The sequence below is a fragment of the Kribbella jejuensis genome (genome assembly GCF_006715085.1).
Lineage (GTDB): Bacteria > Actinomycetota > Actinomycetes > Propionibacteriales > Kribbellaceae > Kribbella > Kribbella jejuensis.
Window position 1 is genome coordinate 3589678 of record NZ_VFMM01000001.1, and the last position, 24632, is coordinate 3614309.

The 24632-nt window shown below is 68.9% G+C and carries 27 protein-coding genes and 1 tRNA gene; 10 read left to right on the forward strand and 18 right to left on the reverse strand.

From position 1 onward, the window contains the following. The first annotated feature begins 29 nt into the window (after nt 1-29). Entirely contained in the window at nt 30-773 is a 744-nt protein-coding gene (locus FB475_RS17815; protein WP_141857362.1) for an SDR family oxidoreductase, read from the forward strand. Here the strand turns inward: FB475_RS17815 and FB475_RS17820 are convergent. Further along, a complete protein-coding gene (locus FB475_RS17820; RefSeq protein WP_141857363.1) occupies nt 770-1645 on the reverse strand; it encodes an NAD(+)/NADH kinase in 876 nt (291 codons plus the stop codon). The two genes, FB475_RS17815 and FB475_RS17820, sit on opposite strands and share 4 nt — an antisense overlap. 13 nt (nt 1646-1658) lie before the next feature. Continuing rightward, nucleotides 1659-2651: an SPFH domain-containing protein gene (locus FB475_RS17825; protein ID WP_141857364.1), complete on the reverse strand. Its 993-nt coding sequence runs from the start codon at nt 2649-2651 to the stop codon at nt 1659-1661. Nucleotides 2652-2730: 79 nt separating this feature from the next. On the opposite strand from FB475_RS17825, the gene FB475_RS17830 reads away from it, so the two are divergent. Further along, nucleotides 2731-3402, forward strand: coding sequence for an NUDIX hydrolase (locus FB475_RS17830; RefSeq protein WP_141857365.1), 672 nt, complete (start codon nt 2731-2733; stop codon nt 3400-3402). A 53-nt stretch (nt 3403-3455) separates the two neighbouring features. After that, nucleotides 3456-3971 carry a hypothetical protein gene (locus tag FB475_RS17835; RefSeq protein WP_141857366.1) on the forward strand — a complete coding sequence of 172 codons (516 nt, stop codon included), beginning with the start codon at nt 3456-3458 and terminating at the stop codon, nt 3969-3971. Nucleotides 3972-4067: 96 nt separating this feature from the next. Here FB475_RS17835 and FB475_RS17840 read toward each other — a convergent pair whose 3' ends face one another. The 11 genes from FB475_RS17840 to FB475_RS17890 form a co-directional block, all read right to left on the reverse strand. Beyond that, entirely contained in the window at nt 4068-4973 is a 906-nt protein-coding gene (locus tag FB475_RS17840) for a carbohydrate kinase family protein (RefSeq protein WP_185759287.1), read from the reverse strand. 67 nt (nt 4974-5040) lie between these two features. Next, the gene (locus FB475_RS17845; protein ID WP_141857367.1) at nt 5041-5295 is read right to left on the reverse strand and encodes a hypothetical protein; all 255 of its coding nucleotides are present in this window, start codon (nt 5293-5295) and stop codon (nt 5041-5043) included. 101 nt (nt 5296-5396) lie between these two features. After that, on the reverse strand, nt 5397-6026 hold the full coding sequence (locus tag FB475_RS17850) for a CoA transferase subunit B (RefSeq protein WP_141857368.1): 630 nt from the start codon (nt 6024-6026) through the stop codon (nt 5397-5399). Nucleotide 6027: 1 nt separating this feature from the next. After that, a complete protein-coding gene (locus FB475_RS17855; protein WP_141857369.1) occupies nt 6028-6816 on the reverse strand; it encodes a CoA transferase subunit A in 789 nt (262 codons plus the stop codon). 122 nt (nt 6817-6938) lie between these two features. After that, nucleotides 6939-7874 (reverse strand): tetratricopeptide repeat protein, encoded by a 936-nt coding sequence (locus tag FB475_RS17860; RefSeq protein WP_185759288.1) that lies wholly within the window; start codon nt 7872-7874, stop codon nt 6939-6941. Nucleotides 7875-7917: 43 nt separating this feature from the next. Beyond that, the gene (locus FB475_RS17865) at nt 7918-8616 is read right to left on the reverse strand and encodes a carbohydrate-binding family 9-like protein (RefSeq protein WP_141857371.1); all 699 of its coding nucleotides are present in this window, start codon (nt 8614-8616) and stop codon (nt 7918-7920) included. Beyond that, nucleotides 8609-9097 (reverse strand): hypothetical protein, encoded by a 489-nt coding sequence (locus FB475_RS17870; RefSeq protein ID WP_238332200.1) that lies wholly within the window; start codon nt 9095-9097, stop codon nt 8609-8611. Before FB475_RS17870 ends, FB475_RS17865 begins: the two co-directional genes overlap by 8 nt. Before the next feature lie 9 nt (nt 9098-9106). Beyond that, a complete protein-coding gene (lipB, locus tag FB475_RS17875) occupies nt 9107-9736 on the reverse strand; it encodes a lipoyl(octanoyl) transferase LipB (RefSeq protein ID WP_185759289.1) in 630 nt (209 codons plus the stop codon). A gap of 5 nt (nt 9737-9741) precedes the next feature. Next, nucleotides 9742-11043, reverse strand: a complete 1302-nt coding sequence (locus FB475_RS36815) for a J domain-containing protein (RefSeq protein ID WP_185759290.1) — start codon at nt 11041-11043, stop codon at nt 9742-9744. Between the two features lie 65 nt (nt 11044-11108). After that, nucleotides 11109-11185: transfer RNA gene (locus FB475_RS17885), tRNA-Pro, on the reverse strand. Between the two features lie 24 nt (nt 11186-11209). Further along, nucleotides 11210-12145, reverse strand: a complete 936-nt coding sequence (locus FB475_RS17890; protein ID WP_141857372.1) for a metallophosphoesterase — start codon at nt 12143-12145, stop codon at nt 11210-11212. Nucleotides 12146-12171: 26 nt separating this feature from the next. On the opposite strand from FB475_RS17890, the gene FB475_RS17895 reads away from it, so the two are divergent. After that, nucleotides 12172-12639: a GatB/YqeY domain-containing protein gene (locus FB475_RS17895; protein WP_141857373.1), complete on the forward strand. Its 468-nt coding sequence runs from the start codon at nt 12172-12174 to the stop codon at nt 12637-12639. Nucleotides 12640-12679: 40 nt separating this feature from the next. Here the strand turns inward: FB475_RS17895 and FB475_RS17900 are convergent, their stop codons facing one another. After that, on the reverse strand, nt 12680-15097 hold the full coding sequence (locus tag FB475_RS17900) for a transglycosylase domain-containing protein (RefSeq protein ID WP_141857374.1): 2418 nt from the start codon (nt 15095-15097) through the stop codon (nt 12680-12682). A 136-nt stretch (nt 15098-15233) separates the two neighbouring features. Next, a complete protein-coding gene (lon, locus tag FB475_RS17905; RefSeq protein ID WP_141857375.1) occupies nt 15234-17585 on the reverse strand; it encodes an endopeptidase La in 2352 nt (783 codons plus the stop codon). A 184-nt stretch (nt 17586-17769) separates the two neighbouring features. On the opposite strand from lon, the gene FB475_RS17910 reads away from it, so the two are divergent. Then, nucleotides 17770-18111 (forward strand): YciI family protein, encoded by a 342-nt coding sequence (locus FB475_RS17910; protein WP_141857376.1) that lies wholly within the window; start codon nt 17770-17772, stop codon nt 18109-18111. 27 nt (nt 18112-18138) lie between these two features. On the opposite strand, the gene bagB is transcribed toward FB475_RS17910, so the two are convergent. Both bagB and bagA read right to left on the reverse strand, forming a co-directional pair. Beyond that, on the reverse strand, nt 18139-19260 hold the full coding sequence (bagB, locus tag FB475_RS17915) for an ArsA family ATPase (RefSeq protein WP_141857377.1): 1122 nt from the start codon (nt 19258-19260) through the stop codon (nt 18139-18141). 54 nt (nt 19261-19314) lie between these two features. Further along, nucleotides 19315-20265: an ATPase BagA gene (gene bagA / locus FB475_RS17920; protein WP_141857378.1), complete on the reverse strand. Its 951-nt coding sequence runs from the start codon at nt 20263-20265 to the stop codon at nt 19315-19317. Between the two features lie 214 nt (nt 20266-20479). Between bagA and FB475_RS17925 the strand changes: the two genes are divergently transcribed. The 4 genes from FB475_RS17925 to FB475_RS17940 are packed head-to-tail and all read left to right on the forward strand — an operon-like array spanning nt 20480 to nt 22695. Then, nucleotides 20480-20641, forward strand: a complete 162-nt coding sequence (locus FB475_RS17925; RefSeq protein ID WP_130386959.1) for a Sp36 family protein — start codon at nt 20480-20482, stop codon at nt 20639-20641. Further along, nucleotides 20638-21099 carry a RidA family protein gene (locus FB475_RS17930; RefSeq protein ID WP_141857379.1) on the forward strand — a complete coding sequence of 154 codons (462 nt, stop codon included), beginning with the start codon at nt 20638-20640 and terminating at the stop codon, nt 21097-21099. Before FB475_RS17925 ends, FB475_RS17930 begins: the two co-directional genes overlap by 4 nt. 31 nt (nt 21100-21130) lie before the next feature. Further along, nucleotides 21131-21931: an NUDIX hydrolase gene (locus FB475_RS17935; RefSeq protein WP_141857380.1), complete on the forward strand. Its 801-nt coding sequence runs from the start codon at nt 21131-21133 to the stop codon at nt 21929-21931. Next, entirely contained in the window at nt 21928-22695 is a 768-nt protein-coding gene (locus tag FB475_RS17940; RefSeq protein ID WP_141857381.1) for an MBL fold metallo-hydrolase, read from the forward strand. The genes FB475_RS17935 and FB475_RS17940 overlap by 4 nt, the downstream gene beginning before the upstream one ends. Nucleotides 22696-22698: 3 nt before the next feature. Here the strand turns inward: FB475_RS17940 and FB475_RS17945 are convergent, their stop codons facing one another. After that, nucleotides 22699-23376, reverse strand: coding sequence for a Crp/Fnr family transcriptional regulator (locus FB475_RS17945; RefSeq protein ID WP_141857382.1), 678 nt, complete (start codon nt 23374-23376; stop codon nt 22699-22701). Nucleotides 23377-23510: 134 nt separating this feature from the next. On the opposite strand from FB475_RS17945, the gene nth reads away from it, so the two are divergent. Continuing rightward, nucleotides 23511-24275 (forward strand): endonuclease III, encoded by a 765-nt coding sequence (gene nth / locus FB475_RS17950; protein WP_141857383.1) that lies wholly within the window; start codon nt 23511-23513, stop codon nt 24273-24275. Nucleotides 24276-24632 lie beyond the last annotated feature (357 nt).

Genomic DNA, 24632 nt, shown 5'->3' on the forward strand with positions numbered 1-24632 from the left:
GCCCGCCGGCCCGCCGACAGGCTGAAGCCATGACCAACCGCATCGCACTCGTCACCGGCGCCGCCAGCGGTATCGGCGCCGCCGTCGCCACCCGTCTCGCCGCCGACGGCGCGTCCGTGGCACTGCTCGCCCGGCGCCGTGACCGCCTCGAGAAGGTCGCCGCGCAGATCACCGAGTCCGGCGGTACGGCGCTCGTCGTACCGGCCGATGTCTCCGCGCCGGAGTCCGTCGCCGCGGCGGCAGCCGTAGTACACAAGGAGTTCGGCGACGTCGATCTGCTGGTGAACAACGCCGGCCTGATGCGGGTCGTACCCTTCGCGGACGGCCCGCTCGACGACTGGCGCCGTGCCATCGACGTCAACCTGACCGGCGTCGTCAACGTCACGCACGCGTTCCTGCCCGCGCTCAAGCGCTCGGCCGCGACTCGTACGACCGACCTGATCAACGTGTCGTCCCTCGCCGGGGAGCGGATCAACCCCGGAATGGCGGTGTACGGCGCCTCCAAGGCCGCCGTCAGCCACCTGACCCGCACCCTCCGCGCCGAACTCGCCCCCGAAGGCATCCGCGTCACCGACCTCGAGCCCGGCATGATCGACGCCACCGAACTCGCCGACACGTTCCCGGCCGAACTCCGGTCCATGGTCGACGACCTGCGCGCGGGCCTGCCCGCCGTACCCGTCGCGGAGGTGGCGGACCTGATCGCGTACGTCGTCACTCGCCCACGCGACGTCAACCTCCCGCACCTGGTCATCCAGCCGTCGAAGGAGATCTAGAGCACGAGGTGCAACTTGGTCGAAGCGACAGCGACCGAGACTCGCTGGCCCCAGGTGATGCTCAAGGTGTCGGATTCCATGCCGTCGCCGAAAACGACCAGGTCCGACTCGGCGGTGATCGTCAGCGAGTCCGGTGCCTTGAGCAAACCTTCGGTGTGGTCGGTGCCGGTCGCGGGCGACGGCCAGGCCTCGCGAACGAACCAGCATAGGACGGGATCCGTTGGTGTTGGCAGGGCCAATGAACTGTGTCGTTCCTGCCAGGCGGAGCGGCACCAGCCGGTCGCGCCGGTACCGGTACCGACCAGGATCCCGGACGACGACTGCCGCTCGGGTAGCCCGTCCGGCGACGCGAGCCGGTAGCGCGCGGACTGGTGTGTCCGGTGGCCGACGTACACCTCGTTCAGCGCCAGGAGTTGCTGGCCGTCATCGGTGCTCGCGGCAACCATTGTGTGTTCGGCGACCTGCGAGGACCGCAGCAGGTCGGCAAGAGCGGTCGGTTCGTGCGGGACGAGTACGCCGGGATTCCGTGAGGGCTCGGGATTGATCCCGATCACCGGCTGGCCGTCCAGGTACTTGGCCACGTTCGCGACCAGGCCGTCCTGCCCGACCGCGATTACCACGTCCTCCGGGCCGAACCCGAACCTGTCCAGATCGTTGCGCTCGGCAACCGCACGGCGCCAGTCGAGCGGTATCGCTGCCGACACGGTCGCCAGCGCGTCCTGCTGGGCCTGGTGCCGGGCGTCGAGTTCCGCCAGGTCCCGCCCGCGGCCGGCGAGGAAGAAGCCGGCCTGCTGTCGCGTCCCGTGCCGAGCGACGAGCTCGGTCAGCTCGGTCGCCCGGTGTACGATCACCGCCCTGGGTGGCAGGCTCATGCGAACTCACTGCTCATCGGGACTCGGCCAGCTTCGTGAGCAGCGGGGTGATCAGGTCCGGCGTCAGGTTCAGCGTGCCGATCTCGGGCAGCGCGCCCTGCTTGATCGCCATCGCGAGGATCGTGCCCTGGTCGAGTTCGGCGTACGCGTCCAGCAGCGCCTTCTCGGCCGCCGCCTCCGCCTCACCGATCACGCGCTTGGCGTCCGCTTCGGCCTCGGCCAGTGCGCGCTGCCGCGCGGCCGCGGCCTGCGTTTCGATCTGACCGGCTGCCGCCGCCTCGGTGGCTCGGGTGCGCTCGTTCTGGCCGCGCTGGTTGACCAGCTGCTCCTCGCGGCGGGCGAGCTCGATCTGGTTCTGCAGTTCGTTCTCGGCGATCGACCGTTCGCGTTCGACCGCGAGCGCGCGCCGTTCGTACGTCGCCTTGTCCGCCGCCTGCTGCATCAGCTCGCGGGTCGGGGTCTGCAGCGCCTTCTCTACGTCGCGCTCCGCGCGTACGGCGACGACCCGGACGTCCTCGACGCCGATCCCGAGCTCGGTCAGCCGCTGGTCCTCGCGTAGTCCGGTGCCGACCGTCGCACGGAGCGCGCTCATGCCCTCGGACAGCGCCTCCGTCAGCGTCATCCGGGCGAGCAGGTCGAGCGCGGTCTGCTGGGCGAGCTCGGTCAGCAATCCACCCAGCTGCTCGAGCGGGGTGGATCGCCACAGTCCGGTGTCCGGGTCGATCCCGAAGTCGAGCCGGCTCGACGCCAGCGCCGGGTCGATGACGCGGTACGTGACGGTGGCCTGGACGGCGACGTCCTGGAAGTCCTGGGTCCGCCCGTGGAACAGCAGCGGCTGCTCGCGGTCGTCGACCGGGATCTCGCTCAGCGACGAGTTCAGCGCCCGGAACCAGAACGCCTGACCGGCGCCGTCGTGCGCGATCCTGCCGTTCCGCAGATGCCGCACATGGGTGGTCGGGTTGGCCCGTAGGTGGCTGATGAAGCCGAACCGGGTGATGTCTGCCATCTCTTCGCTCTCCTTGTCGTCACTATGACGATAAGGAGTCGAATGACTTCTCGTCAAGGTGACGATTAAGATGCGGGATATGGACTTCGTACCGCTCGGCCTGGCCGCCGACCTGGTCATCCTGACCGTCCGCGACGGGCGCCTGCAGGTGTTGCTGATCCGCCGCGGCATCCCGCCGTACGAGGGCCAATGGGCGCTGCCCGGCGGATTCGTCCGGCCGGACGAGGACCTGGAGACGACGGCGCGCCGCGAGCTCGCGGAGGAGACGGGTCTGACCACCGAACGGATCCACCTCGAGCAGCTCGCGACGTACGGCGCCCCCGACCGCGATCCGCGCGGCCGGGTCGTCAGCGTGGCGTACCTCGCCCTGGTGCCTGATCTGCCGGCGCCGGTCGCGGGCTCGGACGCCGCATCCGCCAGCTGGATCGACGTACAGAAGGTCCGCGGGCTCGCGTTCGACCACGACCGGATCCTCACCGACGGCGTGGAACGGGCCCGCGCGAAGCTCGAGTACTCCCCGCTGGCGACCGCGTTCTGCCCACCGGAGTTCACCATCTCCGAACTCCGCGGCGTCTACGAGGCCGTCTGGGGCACCCCCCTCGACCCCCGCAACTTCCATCGCAAGGTCACCAAAACCCCCGACTTCGTCGCCCCCGTAGGCACCACCACAACCCGAGACGGCGGCCGCCCCGCCCAACTCTTCCACCGAGGCACCGCCACCACCCTCCACCCCCCAATGACGCGCGCGTGATGCGCGCCTGGCGGTGACTTTGTGCTGTCGGAGTAGGCACTTAGAGTTCACGCATGCCCGAGCACGTATTCGTCGACGAGAGCAAGGCCAGAGGTCTGCTCATGGCGGCAATCGCGTGCCCGGCCGAAGCCGTAAACACCCACCGCCGGATAATGGCCGGTCTCCTGATGCCTCGGGAGCGTCGGATTCATTTCACCAAGGAGTCGCCGGCGCGACGGCGGAAAATCCTCGCAGCCATTGCCGAGTTCGGTCTCACTGCCCGCCTATATCAGGCGGACAAGGACACGATCGCCGCGCGGAGAGCTTGCTTGGCGAGGATGGTCTGTGACATCGCCGGCTCCGCGGAGCGAATGGTGATTGAGCGGGACGAGTCCACGGTTGTGGTGGACAAGCAGGTGTTGTTCCGGGCGGCGCGGGAGTACGACTGCGCGGAGAGCCTGCGGTACGAGCTGCTGGCGGCGCATTCGGATCCGATGTTGTGGATACCTGATGCCGTTGCCTGGTCCTGGGTGAAGGGCGGCGAGTGGCGGGACCTGATAGCGCCGTACGCGACCCTGATCCAGGTCTAGACGCGCGAAACCCGGCTCGCCAACCGTCCGGATGACTGCCGGGTCCACTTCCCGAGAGCTACTGCCCTGAGCTGAGTATCACTATACAGGATGTGATCACCCGAGCTCTCTGGTTCGAACAGCCAGTTCCTCCGCGGTGATGAGGTTGGTGTGGGTGCCGGGGGTGGTGCAGGCCCAGGAGGCGGCGAGGGTGGCGGCTTGGGCGGATTCGGGCCAGGTGGCGCCGTCCAGGTAGCGGGCCAGGAAGGCGGCGACGTACGCGTCACCGGCGCCGTTGGTGTCGACGATCGGGCGGTCGGGGAGGGTGACGGCGGGGAAGTGCCGTACTTTCTCGCCGCGGACGTGCAGGTAGCTGCCGTCGGCACCGGCCATCGCGACGACCACGTCGGCGCGGCCGTTGGCGAGGATCCACTCGACGCCGTCCGCCGGTAGCGCGGTGGTCGACACGAAGACGATGTCGGAGGCGGTCGCGAAGTCCTTGTGGTGGTCGTTGCGGCCGTCCCAGTCGTGCAGGTCGGTGGAGATCGAGCGGTCCGCCGCGATCGCGTCCCGGAGCGCGTCCCGGGCGAAGTCCATGATCGAGACGTGCACGTGTTCCGCGCGCTGGATCAGTGGGCGCCAGAGGTTCGGGTCGACGCGCAGGCCGACCGGGTGCCGGCCGTCGTACATCGAGAGCCGGCGGCCGTCCGGGGCGACCAGGTTGACCGACCTGCGGGTACCGCTCGGGTGCAGGACGACGCGCAGCGGGATACCCAGTTCGTCGTACGCGCGCCGGATCCGCGCGCCCTCCAGGTCGTCGCCGATCACGTCCACCAGGCCCGCGTGCAGCCCGAGCAGATGGCAGCCGAGCGCGACGCCGTGCCCCGTGTGCGCCACGTACGTCTCGATCGGCTGCACCGGAACCGTGTCCACATCCGCCAACGGCAGGTTCGGCACCCGCACGATCGTGTCGATGCCTACGCCGCCGACCACCACCACGTCCAACTCCACGGGTCCCGTCATACCCGACTTTCGCCAAGGATCACAGGTTTCTTCGGCAGCTGAACGCACAGTCCACACTCGTGCACACTCAGTCGACCACAGCAGCGGTACGGCGGATGAGGGCGAGGTACTGCGTGCTCGGCCGGCGCACGTGACGGCGTTCCTCGGCCAGCACCTGCGCCGGCGTCCGGACCGCACCGTCAGGCAGCACGCGATGCCACAAGCTCGCCGAGCTGAGGCAGTACTCCTTGCTCTCGGCGTACGGCCCGTCGGTCAGTACCGGCGGCGAGCAGCTGCCCGCCGCCGGACGGGTGCGCGGTTCGGATCCGATCTGGTTCTGCATGGGGTGCGGCCTCCTCGAACTCGGTCGAGTTCGAGCGTCGCCGCACCCCGTGGTCCGGCACGTCCCCAGATCTGATGACTTCCGGCCCGGGGCGTGAGTGACTACTGCTTGATCGGTGCCCCGGTCTTGGACTGCAGTTCGTCGAAGGTGACGCCGTCGGCGAGCTCGACCAACCGCAGACCGTCAGGGGTGACGTCCAGTACGGCGAGATCGGTGATGATCCGGTTGACCACGCCGCGACCCGTGTAGGGCAGGTCGCACTCCTGGAGGATCTTGTGCGAGCCGTCCTTGGCGACGTGTTCCATCAGCACGATGACCTTCTTGGCGCCGTGGACGAGATCCATCGCGCCGCCCATGCCCTTGACCATCTTGCCGGGGATCATCCAGTTCGACAGGTCACCGGTCGCCGAGACCTGCATCGCGCCGAGGATCGCGGCGTCGATCGCGCCGCCGCGGATCATCCCGAACGACAGCGCGGAGTCGAAGAACGAGGCGCCGGGCAGCGTGGTGACGGTTTCCTTGCCGGCGTTGATCAGGTCGGGGTCCTCGTCGCCCTCGACCGGGTACGGCCCGACACCGAGGATGCCGTTCTCCGACTGCAGCACCACGGTCACGCCGTCGGGGATGTAGTTCGGGACCAGGGTCGGCAACCCGATGCCCAGGTTCACGTACGAGCCGTCCTCGAGCTCGGCGGCGGCGCGGGCCGCCATCTGCTCACGGGTCAGCGCCATCTCAGGCCTCCATCTTCTCGCGTGCGGCCTCATAAGCTGCCCGCGGCTGGACCGTACGCTTCTCGATCCGCTTCTCGATGTCCTTGCCGACCGCAACGACCCGCTGCACGAACACGCCCGGCAGGTGGATCGAGTCCGGGTCCAGCTCACCAGGCTGGACCAGCTCCTCGACCTGAGCGATCGTGACCCGGCCGGCCATCGCGGCCAACGGGTTGAAGTTGCGGGCGCTGCGGTCGAACACCAGATTGCCGTGGGTGTCGCCCTTCAGCGCGTGCACCAGGGCGAAGTCGGTGGTGATCGACTCCTCCAGCACATACGTCGTGCCGTTGATCTCCCGGGTCTCCTTCGGCTCGGAGGCCTTTGCGACCGACCCGTCGGCGTGGTACTTCTGCGGCAAGCCGCCGTCGGCCACCTGCGTTCCGACACCGGCCAGCGTGTAGAACGCCGCGATCCCGCAGCCACCCGCACGGAGCTTCTCGGCCAGCGTGCCCTGCGGGGTCAACTCGACCTCCAGCTCACCGGACAGGAACTGCCGGGCGAACTCCTTGTTCTCCCCGACATACGACGAGGTCATCTTGGCAATCCGCTTGTCGGCCAGCAGGATGCCGAGCCCCCAGTCGTCGACACCGCAGTTGTTCGACACGACGCTGAGACCGGACACCCCCTTGTCGTGCAGCGCACTGATCAGCTGCATCGGGTTACCGCACAACCCGAAACCACCGACCGCGAGGCTGGCGCCGTCCCCGATGTCGGCCACCGCTTCCTGCGGCGACCCGTACGTCTTGTCCATCAGCTGCTCCGTTGCAGGTGTCGGTCCCGATTCGCTCCCGACTCTAACCAGCCGCACGCAGTCTCGCGATGTGGGCGGTGCCACAGATGGAGTGGCGTACCACCCTGCTATGTGGTCGGGTCCTACGCCGAGGCTTCGGACGCGTTCAGTGCAGCCAGCTCGTGCAGGGCCTCGAAGTGCGCGTCGTCCAGTTCGGGGATCGCCAGTACGGCGGCCAGGTGCGCCCGTGCCGCCAGAAGGTTCCCGGACCCGCGGGCAGCACGCCCTAGACCGATCCGGGCTGCCGCTACCGTCTCGGGCAGGTCTGCGCTCTCTCCGATCGCCAGGGCCCGGCTGTAGTCCTCGTGGGCGTCCTCCAACTTGCCCAGCCTTCGGTAGAGGTCAGCACGCTCACACAGCAGCAGGGCGGTCTCTTCGGCGAGGTACAGCTGTTCAGCCAGCTCCAGAGCCTCGGTCGTTACGTCCAGGGGCTCGTCCACGACCTGCCGGAGCCCGCTGAGGGCCAGGAACATGCCCCAGCGGTCCTCCAGCATCCGGAAGCGGCCCAGTGCCGTACGCAACGACTGTGCGGCCTCACCAGGCGCTGACGGCACCGTAAGACCCGGGTAGCCACGGCACAGCTCTACGGCGGCCCGTGTCCACGCGTCGCCGCTCTCGTTGCGCTCCAGCACCTCTTCGACGACCGCGGCCGGCTCGAAGGGCCCGAAGACGAGGGACCACAGCAGCACGGTCACGGAGTACCGGAAGGGGCCTGTGGTGGTGAGGACGATCTGCTGGGCCAGCTCGAGCTGCTCCTGCTCTGCGGAGGCCGCGCCGTGGACGACGGCGAGCAGGTACTCCTCGTCGAGTCCGACGGGGACCGTCCGGCCGAGCATGCTGAGCACGCGCTCGGCCGCCGCGGCAGCCTCGTCCTGAAGGCCGTGCGACCACCAGTACGCGGAGTAACGCGCAACGAGCCGGAGGGCGGTCCGCAGGTCGCTCTCACACGCGCGCTCGATCGCGCTGACGACCTGGTCCGCCTCCAGCTCATGTGGTTCGCCGGAGCCCCCCAAGTTCACGTACCTCATTCTCTCGCGCTCGTGTTAACACTGTGTCACAGGGTCAGAAACGCAGTACGCCCCAAGTGGCGGGACGGTGCATGTCCTCGATGCCTTGCGGTGACCAGACCCAGAACTCGATCTCCTCGCCCTTCACGTACGCTCCGTCGACCACCTCGTGCGGCCACTCGCAGCGCATCAGGTTCATCCGCCACTCGTCACCCGCTCGCGGCGGCGTGGCGCGACCTTCGTTATACGACGCCAGGTCTGCCCACGGAAGGGCGAGCTCCACCGTCCAGCCGATGTCGGTGTCCGACGGGTCGTTGAGCGTGCCGTCGACGTGGATCGCGGTCCGCAGGCCGGGCAGGTTCGTCGGGTCGATCGGGACGCCGCCGTCGACGTACGGCTTGGGCAGCGTCAGCTCCCAGATCGTGCCGAGCGCGTTGATCTCGAACTCGTAGTAGTTCTGCTCGTCGCAGTCCGGGTCGAGGAACAGCTCGAAGTTGTTCTCGTGGAACAGCTTGCTGTTGTGCTCGGTCATCGTCGACCAGACGTGCGGCTCCTCGAGCTGACCGCCGACGTACAGGTACTGGTCGTCGTACATCAGCTTCGCGCGGGTCCGGAACCGTGGCGCCGGGCCGTCGTGGATCGGCACGAAGTCGGTGGTCCACGGCGCGGCCTTCCAGGCCGGGTCGGTCAGGGTGCCGTCGAGACTCGGGGTGCTCGCGGTCCGCGGGCACTCGTAGACGGGCAGGTCAGGCATCGGCACGCTCCAGCAGTCGGGTGACGAGGTTGGCGAGCAGGAAGGTGATGGCGGTCAGCACCGGTACGACGGCCAGGATCCACGGCGAGTCAAGGTGACCGGTCAGGAACGCGACCACCAGCGCCACCATGAACGCGACGCCGAGGAACGGGATCAGCTGCGGATGCGGCATCGCCAGCCGGCTCAGCGCGAGACCGCCGAGCACCATCGTGACGACCACGATCAGGATCAGCAGTGGGAGCCCGAGCGCACCGCAGTTCGTGGTGTCACGGAACCGCTCGCAGCCGCGTTCGCTCAGCCACACACCGGCGATGGTCGCGAACCCGCAGAGCAGCCCGACCACGGCGAGAATCAGGGCCGGTGGCAACGGTGGGGCGTCGTACCGCCCCGGCCGGCGGGCCTCCTCGGCCTCCTCGTCGGCGGCCTCCAGCACGGCTTCCAGATCGTCCGGCATCCGGTCACCGTCGTCCTCCTGGCTCATTGCCGCAGGTTATCGGGCTCCCAGGGAGTTCGCGATGGCATCGCGTACGTCGGTTTCGCTCGGTGCCGGCTTGCCCTGCTCGGCGGCGAGTTCGGCGAGCGAGACCATGGTCACGTCGTGCAGACCGCAGCTCGTGAACGTGTGAAACACGGTCATGTCCGGATCGACATTCACCGAGAATCCGTGGCTGGTGACACCACGCCGGATCCGCATCCCGATCGAGCACAGCTTCCGGCCGTCCTCGGTCCACACCCCGACCAGGCTGCTCGCGCCCTTCGGGGTGTCCCGGCGGATCAGCGGGAAGCCGAGCGAGCCGAGCGCGTCGATCAGACCGTTCTCGACCCAGCGGACGATGTCGACCGGACCGCGCTCGTGCAGGTCGATGACGAGGTACCCGACCAGCTGGCCGGGGCCGTGGTACGTCGCGAACCCGCCGCGGTCGACCGGCACCGCCGGAATCCCGGCCGCCTCGACCGGTAGGTCGTCGAGGACCGTCCGCGGGCCGTACGTGATGACGGGCGGATGACTCAGCAGGAACAGCCGGTCCTCGGCCTTCCCCTCGACCCGTTCCTCGACCCAGCCGCGCATGTCCTTGGCCGCGACGTCGTACTCCACCTCACCGAGATCAACCCGCTGCATGGTGTTCAGCGTAGGCCGTACGGTGCGCGGTGCAGGATGTCGTACAGGACCTTGCGGTCGACCTTGCAGCCCTCGGGATGCAGCCACGTGGTCAGGTCGCGGGCCGCGAAGCGGGCCGACAGGCAGGTGACGGCGGCGTCGGCGCGCGGCTGCGTCGAGATCCGACCGTTCGGCTCGGGGTGGATGATCAGGAACCCGCGGACGTCGACCGGGCGGAGGCGGCCGCGCCAGGCCTCGACGGCACCCTGGAGCGCGGGCGCGGCGCTGTCGACGGGCTGACCGTCGAGTTGAAGGCCGCCGTACGGGTCGACGGCGTACGTCCCGGGCGGGCCGGCCTGCGAGAGGATGACCGCGGCCCGGTGACCGTTCAGCAGCAGGTGGTCGACGACCATCGCTCCGAGTTGCGCGCCGTGCACGAGCTTGGCCGCGGGGAGCGCGTTGAGCACCGGGTCGAGCAGGCTTGCTGTCCGCCGCTGGAGCAGGACGTCGTACGACGAGATCGGCGCGGACAGTAGGTCGTTGACGAGCGGTTCGCCGGGGCGGCCCCAGAGGTTGAACTCGAACGTCGCGTCCCGGTCGATCGCGACGTCCAGGGCGTGGTTCTTCGACCAGAGGCTGGTGAAAATGCGGACGACGACCAGGCCGGCGACGACCGAGATGACCAGCGCGCGGCCGGACCCGTTCAGGTCCGATTTCATGAACAGCGTGGCCAGGTAGCCGACTGCTGTCAGCACGCCGATCGCCTTGAAGAGGCGGTGCAGCGGGATCCGGCGGCTCCAGTACGGCGGGAGCGCGACCACGATCATCGCCGCGGTGGCGACGCCAAGCGCGTAGTCCCAGAAGCCGTGGTAGCTGCTCGAGGCGAGAATCGCGACGATCAGGCCGGTGTAGGCGAGCAGCGCCACCAGAGCGGGGATCCGCCAGTGGCCGAAGGCCGGGTAGGCGAGGACCGGGCCGACCGGGGTTGCCTGTATCGGAGCCTCGGGCTCGCTGGACCACGGCTGGTCGGTCGACCACGTCCACCGCGGCTCAGGCTCAGGCTGTGGCTCGGGAGCGGGCTGCGGCTCAGGAGCGGCCCGCGGTGAGGGTTGCTTGTCGCCGGGGCGGTCGAGGGAGCGGTCGTACGCCGCCCGCTTCGCCGGGTCCGACAGCGTGTCCCAGGCCTCCTGCACGAGCCGGAAGAGCGCCGCGTTGCCGCCCTGGTCCGGATGCACCTGGAGCGCGAGCTTGCGGTACGCCGACTTGATCTCGGCCGGAGTCGCCGTACGAGAGACGTTCAGCACCTCGTAGTGATCGGCCCCGCTCACCGCGCACCCTCCAACCGTCCGAAACGCATCGAGGGCCAGTCACCGCAGTGACTGACCCTCGATGGTGGTCGGGCTGACAGGATTTGAACCTGCGACCTCTTCGTCCCGAACGAAGCGCGCTACCAAGCTGCGCCACAGCCCGAAGTCGCGAGTAGCTTACATGGGCTCAGCGTCCGGACGAAATCGGGTTGATCCGTGGGACGAGAGTCAGCAGCGTCGCCTCCGGCCGGCAGGCGAAACGGACCGGTGCGTACGGCGACGTACCGAGGCCGGCGGACACGTGCAGAGCGGCCTGGCGACCCTCGTAACCCCAGGTCGACAGGCCCTTCACGCGGGACGCGTCGAGGTCGCAGTTGGTCACCAGCGCGCCGTAGAACGGCACCGCCAACTGGCCGCCGTGCGTGTGGCCGGCGAGGACGAGCGGGTACCCGTCGCCGACGAAACCGTTCAGTACCCGCTGGTACGGCGCGTGCGTGACGCCGATCGACAGGTCCGCCGCCGGGTCGACCTCCCCGGCGACCTCGTAGTACCGGTCGCGCTTGATATGCGGGTCGTCGGTACCGGCGAAGTCCAGCCGCAGGCCGTTCACCTTGAGGGTGGCTTTCGCGTTGTTGAGGTCCGTCCAGCCGGCGCCCGTGAACGCGCGGCGCATCTCCTCGAACGGAAGATCGGGGCCGTGCGGCTTGTGCCGCTGCTTGTTCGCGGGCAGCAGGTACTTGCCGGGGTTCTTGAAGTGCGGCTTCCAGTAGTCGTTGGAGCCGAACACGAACACGCCGGGCAGGTCGAGCAGATCGCCGTACGCACGGAGCAGTGGGCGGACCGAGTCCTCGTGCGAGATGTTGTCGCCGGTGGTGACGACGAGATCGGGCTCGAGCGCCGCGAGGTCGTTGACCCAGCGGATCTTCCGCTCCTGCGCCGGCATCAGGTGCAGGTCGGACAGGTGCAGCACCCGGAGCGGGGCCGTGCCCTCCGGCAGCACGGGTACGGTGAACCGGCGCAGGGTGAACCAGCGCACCTCGATGCCGGCCGCGTACGCGACGCAGGCGGCGCCGACGGCGGTGACCGCCGCGGTGGTCTTCAGGGCGGTCCTCGCGAAGCTCATCTGTCCAGCCTGCCACAATCTCTGGTATGTCCAACTCCGGAATGAAGCAGCGCCTGCACGACGACATGACCGCCGCCCTCAAGGCGCGCGACGAGATCCGCAAGTCGACGCTGCGGATGGCGCTCACCGCGATCACCAAGGCGGAGGTGGCCGGCAAGGAGGCCCGCGAGCTCAGCGACACCGAGATCGTCGACGTGCTCAGCTCCGAGGCCAAGAAGCGCCGGGAGTCCGTCGTCGCCTACCGCGACGCGGGCCGCGCCGAACTCGCCGACAAGGAACAGGCCGAGGCGGACATCCTCGCCGAGTACCTGCCGGAGCAACTGACCGAGGACGAGATCAAGGCCCTGGTCACCGAAACCATCGCCGCGACCGGCGCCGCCGAGCTCGGCCCGCGCGGCATCGGCAAGGTCATGGGCGCCCTCCAACCCAAGACCAAGGGCAAGGCCGACGGCGCCGCCGTCTCCGCGGAAGTCAAGCGCCAACTCGGCGCCTGAAACGAACAGGGCCTCGTCCGACCGGACGAGGCCCTGCTGGCTAACCGTGGCCGCGGCCACCACCGCCTCCGCCACCACCGCCGTTGCAGTTGGGGTACTTCGGGTTCCAGGGCGGACAGTTCGGGTTGATGGTCACCGTGGTGGGCGGCGGCTTGGGGGTGTTCGTCGTGGTCGGCTGGTTCTTCTTGCTGCCGTTGGAGATGTAGATCGTCACCAACGACCCCTCCGGCGCGCCGTCACGTTGACGCGGATCCGTGTACGCGACCGTCCCGGCGGTCTCCTCGGAGTTGACCGTCCCCGAGGCAATCGTCACCTGGAACCCCATCTGCTTCAGCTTGTTGGCTGCGTCGTCGGGGTTCATGCCGTTGACGAACGGCAGGTCCTTCACGTCACCGCGGACGGTCTTGTCCGACGGCGCCACGAAGTGCGTGGTCGGGTAGTTCTGCAGAGCAGCCTTCATCGCCGCTTCCCAGATCGGCCCAGCCGTACCCGAACCCGATGCGTCGTACATCTTCTTGCCGTTGAGGGTCTGACCGATCAGCGGGCTGTAGGGCAGTGACGCGTCGGCGACCGTCGCGGCCGCGGCGAGCTTCGTCGAGTAGCCGGCGTACCAGACGGCCTTCGCCTCGTTGATCGTTCCGGTCTTGCCGGCCAGGTCGCTGTTGCCGAACTTCAGCTTGCCTCCGGTACCGCCGGGTTCCATCACCTGGTGCAGGACCGCGTTCACGCCGTCGGCGACCTCGGGCGCCAGCACCTGCTTGCAGTTCGCACCCGGGATGTTGACCGCCTTACCTGCCGAGTCCTTGATGGACGTGATCGACCACGGTGTGCAGTACATGCCACGCGCCGCGAAGGCGGCATAGGCGTTCGCAAGCTGCAGCGGAGAGATGTAGCCGACGCCAAGGGTCATCGACGCGACCTGGTCCAGCGGGCCGAGGGTCTGCGCGTCGTACATCCCTAGAGACGCAGCGAGCTTCGCGATCGGGCACAGGCCGACCTGCAACGACAGTTGCAGGAAGTACGTGTTGGTGGACTTCTGCGCGGCCTGGATCAGCGTCGGATCCGGGACGTTCTTCGTCGAGTTCTTCGGCGAGTAGCCGTCGGGGATCTTGCGCGGGCCGTCGCAGGTCGTGTACTTCATCCCGCCCATGTCCAGCGGGCTCGGCGAGTTGATCTTGTAGTTGAGCGGAATGCCCTTCTGGATCGCCGCCGCGATCGTGAACGCCTTCATCGTCGAGCCGTTCTGGAACCCGCCGTACCCGCCCTGGTAGGTCTTCGGGGCGTTGTAGTTGTATGCCGTCTGGCCGCGCTTGCTGCCGTACCCGCGGCTCTGGGCCATCGCCTTCACCAGGCCGGTGCCGGGCTCGACGATCGTGATCGCCGCGATCGCCTGGTCGGTGGGCTTGGAGTGGGTGTCGATCGAGCGCTGTGCGTCGGCCTGGATCTTCGGGTCGAGCGAGGTCCGGATCGTCAGGCCGGCGGTCTTGAGGTAGTTCGAGCGGTCGGTCTTGGTCTTGCCGAAGGCCGGGTTGTTCTCGAGCTCACCGAGGACGTACTCGCAGTAGAAGGGGTATGGGCCGTTGGCGCAGCCGAGTTTGTTGGGGCGGACCTTGTTGGGGTCGATGACCGGGGTCTTGAGGGCCGAGTTGGCCTGGGCCACCGAGATGACGTTGAGCTGGAGCATCCGGCGGATGACCACGTCGCGGCGTTCCTTGGCGCGCTTCGGGTCGTTGGTCGGGTCGTAGCCGGTCGGGTTCTTCACCAGGCCGGCCAGCATCGCGGCCTGCGGCAGCGTCAGGTCCTTGGCGTTCACCGAGAAGTAGTGCTGGGCGGCGGCCTGGATGCCCCACGCGCCGTCGCCGAAGTTCGCCAGGTTCAGGTACTTCTCGAGGATCTCGTTCTTCGAGAACTGCTTCTCGACCGCGATCGCGTACCGCAGCTCGGCGACCTTGCGCTGGTAGTTGTCGGCGGTCGCGGCGGCCACCTCGGCCGGCGTCTTCGCCTTCTCGACCAGGCTGATCTTCACGAACTGCTGGGTGATGCTCGAACCACCCTGCTGCACCGAGCCCGACGACTGGTTCTGCACGAGGGCGCGGAGCGTGCCCTTGAGGTCGAGCGCGCCGTGCTCGTAGAACCGGTCGTCCTCGATCGCGACGATCGCCTTCTGCATGATCGGCGCGACGTCCTTGAGCTTGACCGGTACCCGGTTCTGCTCGGCCAGCGTGGCGATCACCGTGCCGTCCGCGGCCAGGATCGTGCTCTTCTGCTTCAGCGGTACTTCGTCGAACTGCTGCGGCAGGTCCTGCAGCGTCGTGGAGGTCTTCTGTGTGGTGAACCCGGCGAGCCCCGCGAACGGGATGGCGAGACCGGCGGCCAACGCCCCCGACAGCACGCTCACCCCGAGGAACAGAACCACCGATTGGACGACTCCCCGGTCACCCTTCTCCCTGACGCGCATGGTTATAGAGACTACGGGATCGCGTGTTTGGGTTACCGCCGTGCATATGAGTTCGGTCACAGCCGCTGGACAAAGTTCATCCAAAAGGAGGAAAAGGGCCCGGGCGACACGCCCGGGCCCTTTCTGTCCTGCGGTGTTACGCGGCGAACTGGTGCGCGCCGACCTCGGCCGGCTCCAGCGCCAGGTCCAGCACCTCGCGGACGTCGCTCACCGGGTGCACGGTCAGCTCCGCGAGCACGGACGCCGGTACGTCCTCCAGATCCGGCTCGTTCCGCTTCGGGATGAGGATCGTGGTCAGGCCGGCCCGGTGGGCCGCGAGCAGCTTCTGCTTCACGCCACCGATCGGCAGCACCCGCCCGGTCAGTGATACCTCACCGGTCATCGCGACCTCCGAACGGACCGGCCGTCCGGACAGCAGCGACGCCAGCGCCGTCGTCATCGTCACACCCGCGGACGGTCCGTCCTTCGGGACGGCTCCGGCCGGTACGTGGATGTGGGCGTTCCGCTCGGCCAGGTCGCCGACCGGCAGTCCCAGCTCCGCGCCGTGCGAGCGCAGGTACGACAGCGCGATCTGCGCCGACTCCTTCATCACGTCGCCCAGCTGCCCGGTCAACGTGACACCGGTCGGCCCGGTCTCCTTGTCGGCCAGCGAGGCCTCGACGAAGAGCACGTCACCACCCGCACCCGTGACCGCCAGACCGGTCGCCACACCCGGCAGCGCCGTACGCTCGGCCGATTCCGGCGTGAACTTCGGCGAACCCAGGTACTCCTTGAGGTCACCGGAGCCGATCGTCAGCTGTCCCAGGTCTTCACCCAGGGCGAGCTTGGCCGTCACCTTGCGCAGTACGCGGGAGATCGACCGCTCCAGCTGCCGTACGCCGGCCTCCCGGGTGTACTCACCCGCGAGCAGGCGCAGCGCCGAGTCCTCGACGGTCACTTCGTCCGCCGTCAGGCCCGCCCGCTCCAGCTGCCGCGGGAGCAGGTGGTCACGGGCGATCGTGACCTTCTCGTCCTCGGTGTACCCGTCCAGCTGTACCAGTTCCATCCGGTCCAGCAGCGGCGCCGGGATGGAGTCCAGCACGTTCGCCGTGGCCAGGAAGACCACGTCGGACAGGTCCAGCTCGACCTCCAGGTAGTGGTCCCGGAAGGTGTGGTTCTGCGCCGGGTCGAGGACCTCCAGCAGCGCGGCCGTCGGGTCACCCCGGTAGTCCGCACCCACCTTGTCGATCTCGTCCAGCAGTACGACGGGGTTCATCGAACCGGCCTCGGTGATCGCACGGACGATCCGGCCCGGGAGCGCACCGACGTACGTCCGCCGGTGACCACGGATCTCGGCCTCGTCCCGGACGCCACCCAGCGCGACCCGGACGAACTTGCGGCCCATCGCCCGCGCCACGGACTCACCCAGCGAGGTCTTACCCACACCAGGCGGACCGACGAGCGCCAGTACGGCGCCACTGCGGCGACCGCCGACGACACCGAGACCACGGTCCGCACGACGGCGCCGTACGGCCAGGTACTCCGTGATGCGCTGCTTCACGTCGTCCAGACCGGCGTGGTCCGCGTCCAGCACGGCCCGCGCCTCGCGGATGTCGTAGCTGTCCTCGGTTCGCTCGTTCCACGGCAGCTCGAGGACGGTGTCCAGCCAGGTACGGATCCAGCCGACCTCGGGAGACTGCTCGGAGGTGCGCTCCAGCTTGTCGACCTCGGCGAGCGCGGCCTTGCGGACGTGCTCGGGCAGGTCGGCGGCCTCGACGCGGGCGCGGTAGTCCTCTTCCTCGGACTCGGCCTTGCCGTCGAGCTCGGCCAGCTCCTTGCGGATCGCGGCCAGCTGCTGGCGCAGCAGGAACTCCCGCTGCTGCTTCTCCATGCCCTCCTGGACGTCCTTCTGGATCGTCTCGGAGACCTCGAGCTCGGCCAGGTGGTCCTTCACCCAGCCGATCAGCTTCTCCAGCCGCTCGCTGACGTTCGCGTTCTCCAGCAGCTGCGACTTCTGCTCGTTGCTCAGGTACGACGCGTAGCCGGCCAGGTCGGACAGCTCCGCGGGATCGTTCACCTGCTTCACCGAGTCGATGACCTGCCAGGCGCCGCGGCGTTCCAGCACGGAGGTGGTCAGCGACTTGTACTCCCGGGCCAGCTCGGCCGACCGGGCGTCGGTGATCTCGTGCAAGCGGGTCGCGCCGACCCAGAGGGCGGCACCCGGACCGGTGGTCCCGGCGCCGATCAGGACCCGCGCGGTACCGCGGATCACGGCCGCCTGGGCACCGCCCGGCAGCCGGCCGATCTGCTCGATCTCACCGAGCACTCCGGCCTTGGCATATTTCCCGTCCAGTCGCGGAACCAGCAACACCTGGTCCTGGCCGGAGGCCTGCGCGGCATCGATCGCCGCCCGCGCCTCGCTGTCGGCGAGTCGGACCGGCACGACCATCCCGGGCAGGACCACGACGTCGTCCAGCGGCAGTACCGGAAGATTCAACGTATCGGTCACGCTGTCACACCCTTATCCAAAGATTGAGTCTGACAGGCTCAACCACAGGTGTAAGCAGGTAATTCCCAGGCCCTCCGGAGTTCGCTGACGGTGAAACCGAGGCCTGTTGTCGGATCCGTCGGGTGCTGTTCGTGGAGATGGTGACGCGGGCAGAGAGTCCGCGGCTGAGACCAGAGGACCGGACATGACCCAGTACATCATCTACTTCAACCAGCAGTGGGTGGGCGACCACAGCGAGGAGTGGTTCCGGGGGCGCGGGCCGCTCGCCAAGGCGGTCGTGCAGGAGATGAAGGACGCCGGCGTCTACGTGTTCGCCGGTGGGCTGGACGAGGACATCGACCAGGCCTTCAATGCCGACGCGACGAGCGGCACGCTCAAGATCTCGGATGGGCCGTTCGCCCGGACCGAGGAGTTCCTGGGCGGCCTGAGCATCGTCGACGTCGCCGATGACGAGGCGGCGAAGATCTGGGCCGGGAAAGTCGCCGAGGCATGCGGCTGGCCCCAGGACGTCCGACGGATCGGCTGAGGTCGGCCTGAGATCGGCCGGGGTGCGCTAAGCGGTGAGGAGTTCGCCGATCGTTCTCAACCCGCCCAGGTCGTGGACGTCGTCGGCCAGGGCGGGCACCTCGACGGTCTTGATCGCGCGGTGGCCGCGGCGGAAGCGGTCGGCTCGCTTGTGGTCGCCGACGACCTGCTGCATCTTGTCCGCGTGCAACCGCAGTACGGCGGCCGTCAGCGGTGACTTGTCCGCTTCCTCGAGTTTCTCGGCGGCGGCGAGCGACCGCTCCGCCGAGAGCTCCGGGGCTTGCGAGTTCGTCACCCGGTTCAGCACGACGCCGGCCAGCGGCATCCCCTCCGCGCGCAGCCGCTCGGCGAAGTAGGACGCCTCGCGCAGCGCGTCGTTCTGCGGGGCGGCCACCACAAGGAACGCGGTGTGCGGCTGCCGGAGCAGCGCGACGGTCTGCTCGGCGCGCTGCCGGAATCCCCCGAACAGCGTGTCGAACGCGGCCACGAACGTCTGTACGTCGGTCAGGACCTGAGCGCCGAGCACCTTGTTGAGTACGGACATCGCCATGTTCACGCCGGCCGACATCAGCTTGAACGGACCGCGCGCGGGCGCCAGCAACAACCTGAGGAACCGGCCCTCGAGCAGCGACGCGAGCCGCTCCGGTGCATCCAGGAAGTCCAGCGCGGACCGCGAGGGCGGAGTGTCGACGATGATCAGGTCCCAGTCGCCGGTCCGCTCGGCCTGGTGGTGCAGCTGGCCGAGCTTCTCCATCGCCATGTACTCCTGCGTACCCGCGAACGACGAGGAAAGCGCTTGATAGAAGGGGTTCGCGAGGATCTGCTCGGCCTTCTCCGGCGTCGCGTGCTGCAGGACGACGTCGTCGAACGTCCGCTTCATGTCGAGCATCATCGCGTCCAGCCGGCCGCCGTTCTTCGGGTTCGCGCCGGCCACCGCGCGTGGGGTGTTGTCGAGTTCGGTCAACCCGAGCGACTGCGCCAGCCGCCGGGCCGGATCGATCGTCAGGACGACGACCTTCCGCCCACGCTCGGCCGCCCGCAGCCCGAGCGCTGCGGCCGTCGTGGTCTTGCCGACACCACCCGCGCCACAGGTGACGACGATCCGCGTCTCCGGGTCGTCGATCAGCGCGTCCAGATCAAGCTCGCTCATCGGCGCGGCTCCTCAGCTCGGCCTGCACTTGGGGGCACGCCCCGGATCGGCGGCTCATGCGCGGAACTCCTCGGCCAGGTCGAGCAGGGCGCCCTGGTCGATGCCGTCCGGCTGCAGCGTCAGCTCGGTCACCTGCTTGCCGAGGGCATCGATCCGGTCGCGGTTCTCACGTTCGAGGCCGACCCGGATCGCGTGGTCGTGCGCCTCGGCCGCGAGGGTCCGGACCAGGTCCGGACCGATCGTGATGCCGGCCGCCTTCAGGCCGCGGGTGAGTTCGGCGGTGGGCAGTTTCTCCTTCACCGCAAGGGCGAGCGCGTCGTCGTCGAGCGGGCTGTTGCGGACCATGTTCACCACGATCGACCCGATCCGCAGGTCGAGCTTCTCGAGTTGCTCGGCGGCGTCGAGCGTTTCCTGCACGGGCATCTCCTCGAGCAGGGTGACCAGGTGGATCCGGGTGACGTCCGAGCGGAGCATGCCCATGATCGCGTCGGCCTGGTTCCGGATCGGTCCGACCTTGGCGAGGCCGGCGACCTCGTGGTTGACGTTCAGGAACGGGGCGATCCGGCCGGTCGGCGGCGCGTCCAGCACCACGGCGTCGTACGCGAGCCGGCCGTGCGCCTTGCGGCGGGTCGCCTCGTACACCTTGCCGGTCAGCAGTACGTCGCGCAGGCCCGGCGCGATCGTGGTGACGAAGTCGATCGCACCGACTTTCTCGAGGGCCTTCCCGGCGCGGCCGAGGTGGTAGTACATGTCGAGGTACTCGAGCAGGGCGGCCTCGGCGTCGACGGCCAGCGCGTACACCTCGCCGCCACCGGGGCCGTGCGCAATACGGCGTTCGACGTACGGGAGGGGAGGTACGTCGAAGAGCTGGGCGAGACCCTGGCGGCCCTCGACCTCACAAAGCAGCACCCGCTTGCCCTGCTCGGCCAGCGCGAGCGCCATCGCGGCCGCGACCGTGGTCTTCCCGGTGCCGCCCTTGCCGGTCACCACGTGCAGTCGCGCCATACGTCCCAGGGTAGGACGTGGCGCAGGACACACGGCCAGGGCATGTCTACCGACCCCACGCCTACTGCGCGGCACTCGGCACGGCACCTCGCCGCACGGGTGCAAAGGCCACGATGCTCCGCATCGAGACCTTCGCCCCCGCACGCCGATGCACCGCACCGAGCACCTGCTCGCGACGGCGTGGGGTCGGTAGACATGCCCTAGAGTCCCCTTCATGAAGAAGTTCGAGTACTTCACCGCGCCGCTGCTGGTCCACTCGACCAAGGAGATCCTGGACAACTTCGGCCAGGACGGCTGGGAGCTGGTCCAGGTCGTCCCCGGCATGAACCCGGAGAACCTGGTCGCCTACTTCAAGCGGGAGATCGAGGACAAATGAGCCACCCCGAGGAGAAGCTCGCCGAGCTCGGCCTGAAGCTGCCCGAGGTCGCGAAGCCGGTCGCCGCGTATGTGCCGGCGGTCCGGACCGGTGACCTTGTCTACACGTCCGGTCAGCTCCCGCTCCGCGAAGGCACCCTGATCGCCACCGGCAAGGTCGGCGACGCCGTCACGCCGGAGGTCGCGAGCGAGTGCGCCCAGCAGTGCGCCCTGAACGCGCTGGCTGCCATCAAGGCGGAGATCGGCGACCTGGGCAACGTGAAGCGCATCGTCAAGGCGGTCGCCTTCATCGCCTCCACCCCCGACTTCACCGGCCAGCCCCAGGTCGCCAACGGCGCCTCCGAACTGTTCGGCCAGGTCTTCGGCGAAGCCGGCCAGCACGCCCGCAGCGCCGTCGGCGTCCCTGTTCTCCCCCTGGACGCCCCGGTCGAGGTCGAGTTGATCGTCGAGGTCAGCTGACCAGCTCGTGCGGAACCTGACATCGGAGCTGATGACGGGCCGCATGGCCGAGGTAGCCCTCGAGTACGCCCGCGGCACCCGTACGCCGGCCGACCCGCGGCCGGCGTCCACCGTCGTACTCGTCCGTGACGCGGCCGCGCCGGAGGTCTATCTGCTGCGGCGGCAGCGGACGATGGCGTTCGCGGCCGGGATGACGGTGTTCCCGGGTGGGCGGGTCGATGCGACCGACTCGACCGTGGCCGACTCGTGGTCGGGGCCTTCGCCGGAGTGGTTCGGAGAGCGGCTGGGGTGTTCCGGTGCGGTTGCGGCGGCGTACGTCGCTGCGGCGGTGCGGGAGACATTCGAGGAGTCCGGCGTACTGCTGGCGGGTCCCTCGCCCGACGCTGTGGTGGACGACACCACGGGCGACGACTGGGAGGCGGATCGGGTCGCGCTGGAGACCCGTGAGCTCGGGTTCGCCGACTTCCTGCACCGGCGGCAGCTCCTTCTCCGCGCCGACCTGCTCCGACCGTGGGCGCACTGGATCACCCCGGAGTTCGAGCCCAAGCGGTACGACACCGCCTTCTTCGTCGCCGCCCTCCCCACCGGGCAGGTGACCCGGGACGTGACGAGCGAGTCCGACCAGGTCACCTGGATCCGCCCCGCGGACGCGGTGCGCGCGGTCGATGCGGGCGAGATGCTGATGCTGCCCCCGACGTACATCTGCTGCCACGAGCTTTCGCAGTACGCCGACGTACCGGCGATCCTGGCCGCGGCCGGCGACCGGGAGATCCGCACGATCATGCCCACGGTGCGCGTCGACGGCGATCAGGCCTACCTGGAGACCACATGAAAGTCACGGACTACGCCACGCTCGTCCGCGCCGACAACCCCGGCCTGATGACGCTGGACGGTACGAACACCTGGATCCTCCGCGCGCCCGACAGCGACCGGTCCGTCGTCGTCGACCCGGGCCCGCTGCTCGAGGACCACCTCCGTGCCGTACTGGAGGCAGCCGGCCAGGTGGCCGTCGTACTGCTCACCCACAAGCACCCCGACCACTCCGAGGGCGCCGCGTGGTTCGCGAACCAGGCGAGCTGCGGCGTCCGCGCGGTGGAGCCCGAGTTCCGGATCCCGACCGACCACGCCCACGGCCTTTCCGAAGGCGACGTGATCACCGCGGACGGCCTGCGCATCGAAGTACTCCCGACGCCCGGTCACACGATGGACTCGGTCTGCTTCTGGCTCCCGCAGGACGGCTCGCTGCTCACCGGCGACACTGTGCTCGGCCGCGGCACGTCCGTCGTCGCCCACCCCGACGGTGCCCTCGGCCCGTACCTCGACTCGCTGGAGCGGCTGCGCGCGTTCGCGAACTCGCCGGCCGACGTACTCCGCCTGCTCCCCGGCCACGGTCCCGTGATCGACGACCCGACCGGCGTCCTCACCTACTACCTCAAGCACCGCGAGGAACGCCTCAACCAGGTCCGCGCCGCGATCGCCGAAGGACACACGACCCCGGAGGCAGTCGTCGAGCACGTCTACGCCGACGTCGACAAAAGCCTCTGGCCCGCCGCCGAGCGCTCGGTGCGGGCCCAGTTGGACTACTTGAACGGTTAGCGCTTAGCGCGCCCGGCGCTGCAGGCGGTCGACGTCGAGGAGGACGACGGAGCGCGGCTCCAGCCGGACCCAGCCGCGGGAGGCGAAGTCGGCGAGAGCCTTGTTGACGGTCTCGCGGGAGGCGCCGACCAGCTGGGCGAGCTCCTCCTGGGTGAGGTCGTGGTGGACGTGGACGCCGTCGTCGGCGGTCCGGCCGAAGCGGCTGGCCAGGTCCAGCAGGGCCTTCGCGACCCGACCCGGTACGTCGGAGAAGACCAGGTCGGCGACCACGTCGGAGACCTTGCGGAGCCGGCCGGCCAGCTGCAGCAGCAGGCCGCGGGCGACCGCCGGGCGGCCGTCGAGCCAGCGGAGCAGCTCGTCGTGGGTGAGCGACATCAGCGAGGCATCGGTGACCGCGGTGACGGTCGCGGAGCGCGGGCCCGGGTCGAACAGCGACAGCTCACCGAACATCTGCCCCGGCCCGAGGACGGCGATCAGGTTCTCCCGGCCGTCGGCGGAGGTGCGGCCGAGCTTGACCTTGCCCTCGACGACGACGAAGAGCCGATCACCGGAGTCACCCTCGTGGAACAGCACCTGGCCGCGGCGCAGCCGGCTCTCGGTCATCGAGGCTGCCAGCGCGTCGGCCGCCTCGTCGTCGAGCTGACTGAACAGCGGTGCCTGTCGGAGCACTGCGGCATCCACTTTTGGCCTCCTAGGACCTTCGACCACGACTCCGGACGTGGGATCCGCCACGTCCGTCGACCGATATGTGTACACCCGGTCGCCCCAAAACCGTAGCTCCTCGGGTGTCGGCACCGCCACGTAGGCTTGCCTCCATGCCATCCCCGCGTGTCGCGGAGCCCCTTCCGGTGGTCCCGCTGAAGCTCCCCCGCAAGGCTCCCGTGTTCGTCGACGAGACGCATACCCAGCTGGTCCGGCGGGCCCGCAAGATGCACAAGGTGCTCACCGAGACGTATCCGGACGCGCACTGTGAGCTCGACTTCACCACTCCGCTCGAGTTGCTCGTGGCCACCATCCTGTCGGCGCAGACCACCGACGTCACGGTGAACAAGGTGACCCCGACGCTGTTCGCGAAGTACCCGACCGCTCAGGCGTACGCCGAGGCCGACCGGGACGAGATGGAGTCGATCCTGAAGCCGACCGGGTTCTTCCGGGCGAAGACGAACAGCGTGATCAAGCTCGGCCAGGCGCTCGTCGACGACTACGACGGGGTCGTACCGGCCAAGCTCGAGGAGTTGGTGAAGCTGCCCGGCACCGGGCGGAAGACCGCGAACGTGGTGCTCGGCAACGCGTTCGGGGTGCCCGGGATCACCGTCGACACGCACTTCGGGCGGTTGGTTCGCCGGTTCGGGTGGACCACCGAGGAGGACCCGGTCAAGGTCGAGCACATCATCGGCGACCTATTCCCGAAGAAGGACTGGACGATGCTCTCGCACCGCCTGATCTTCCACGGCCGCCGCCGCTGCCACGCCAAGAAGCCCGCCTGCGGCGCCTGCCCCATCGCCCAGTGGTGCCCCTCCTACGGCGCAGGCCCCACCGACCCCGAAACAGCCACCAAACTGGTGAAAACCCCCGCATGAACGCAACACCCCGTACGCCGTCTCCCGACCCGCGTCCGCCCCGCGGTGCAGGTCCGGGTACGTCGCCCCGCGGCACCCACCCACCCCACAACGCAACCGCAGCCACACCGCTCCGCGGCACGCGGGCGTCTCGTGGGTGGTTGGGCGGCAGCGGTACGGCGGTCCAGCTGGGTCTGTCGGGTGCCGGGCTTCCATCCGCACGCCGCGGCGCGCAGGCGCCACGTGGGTGGTTCGGCGGCAGCCGTACGGCGGTCCGCCCGGGCCCGTCCGGCGTGGGGCTTCCCCCAGCACACCCCGGCGCGCGAGTGCTCCGGGCCTTCTTCCGCCTCGGTTGGGGTGGAAGGCGCCGCGCGGTGG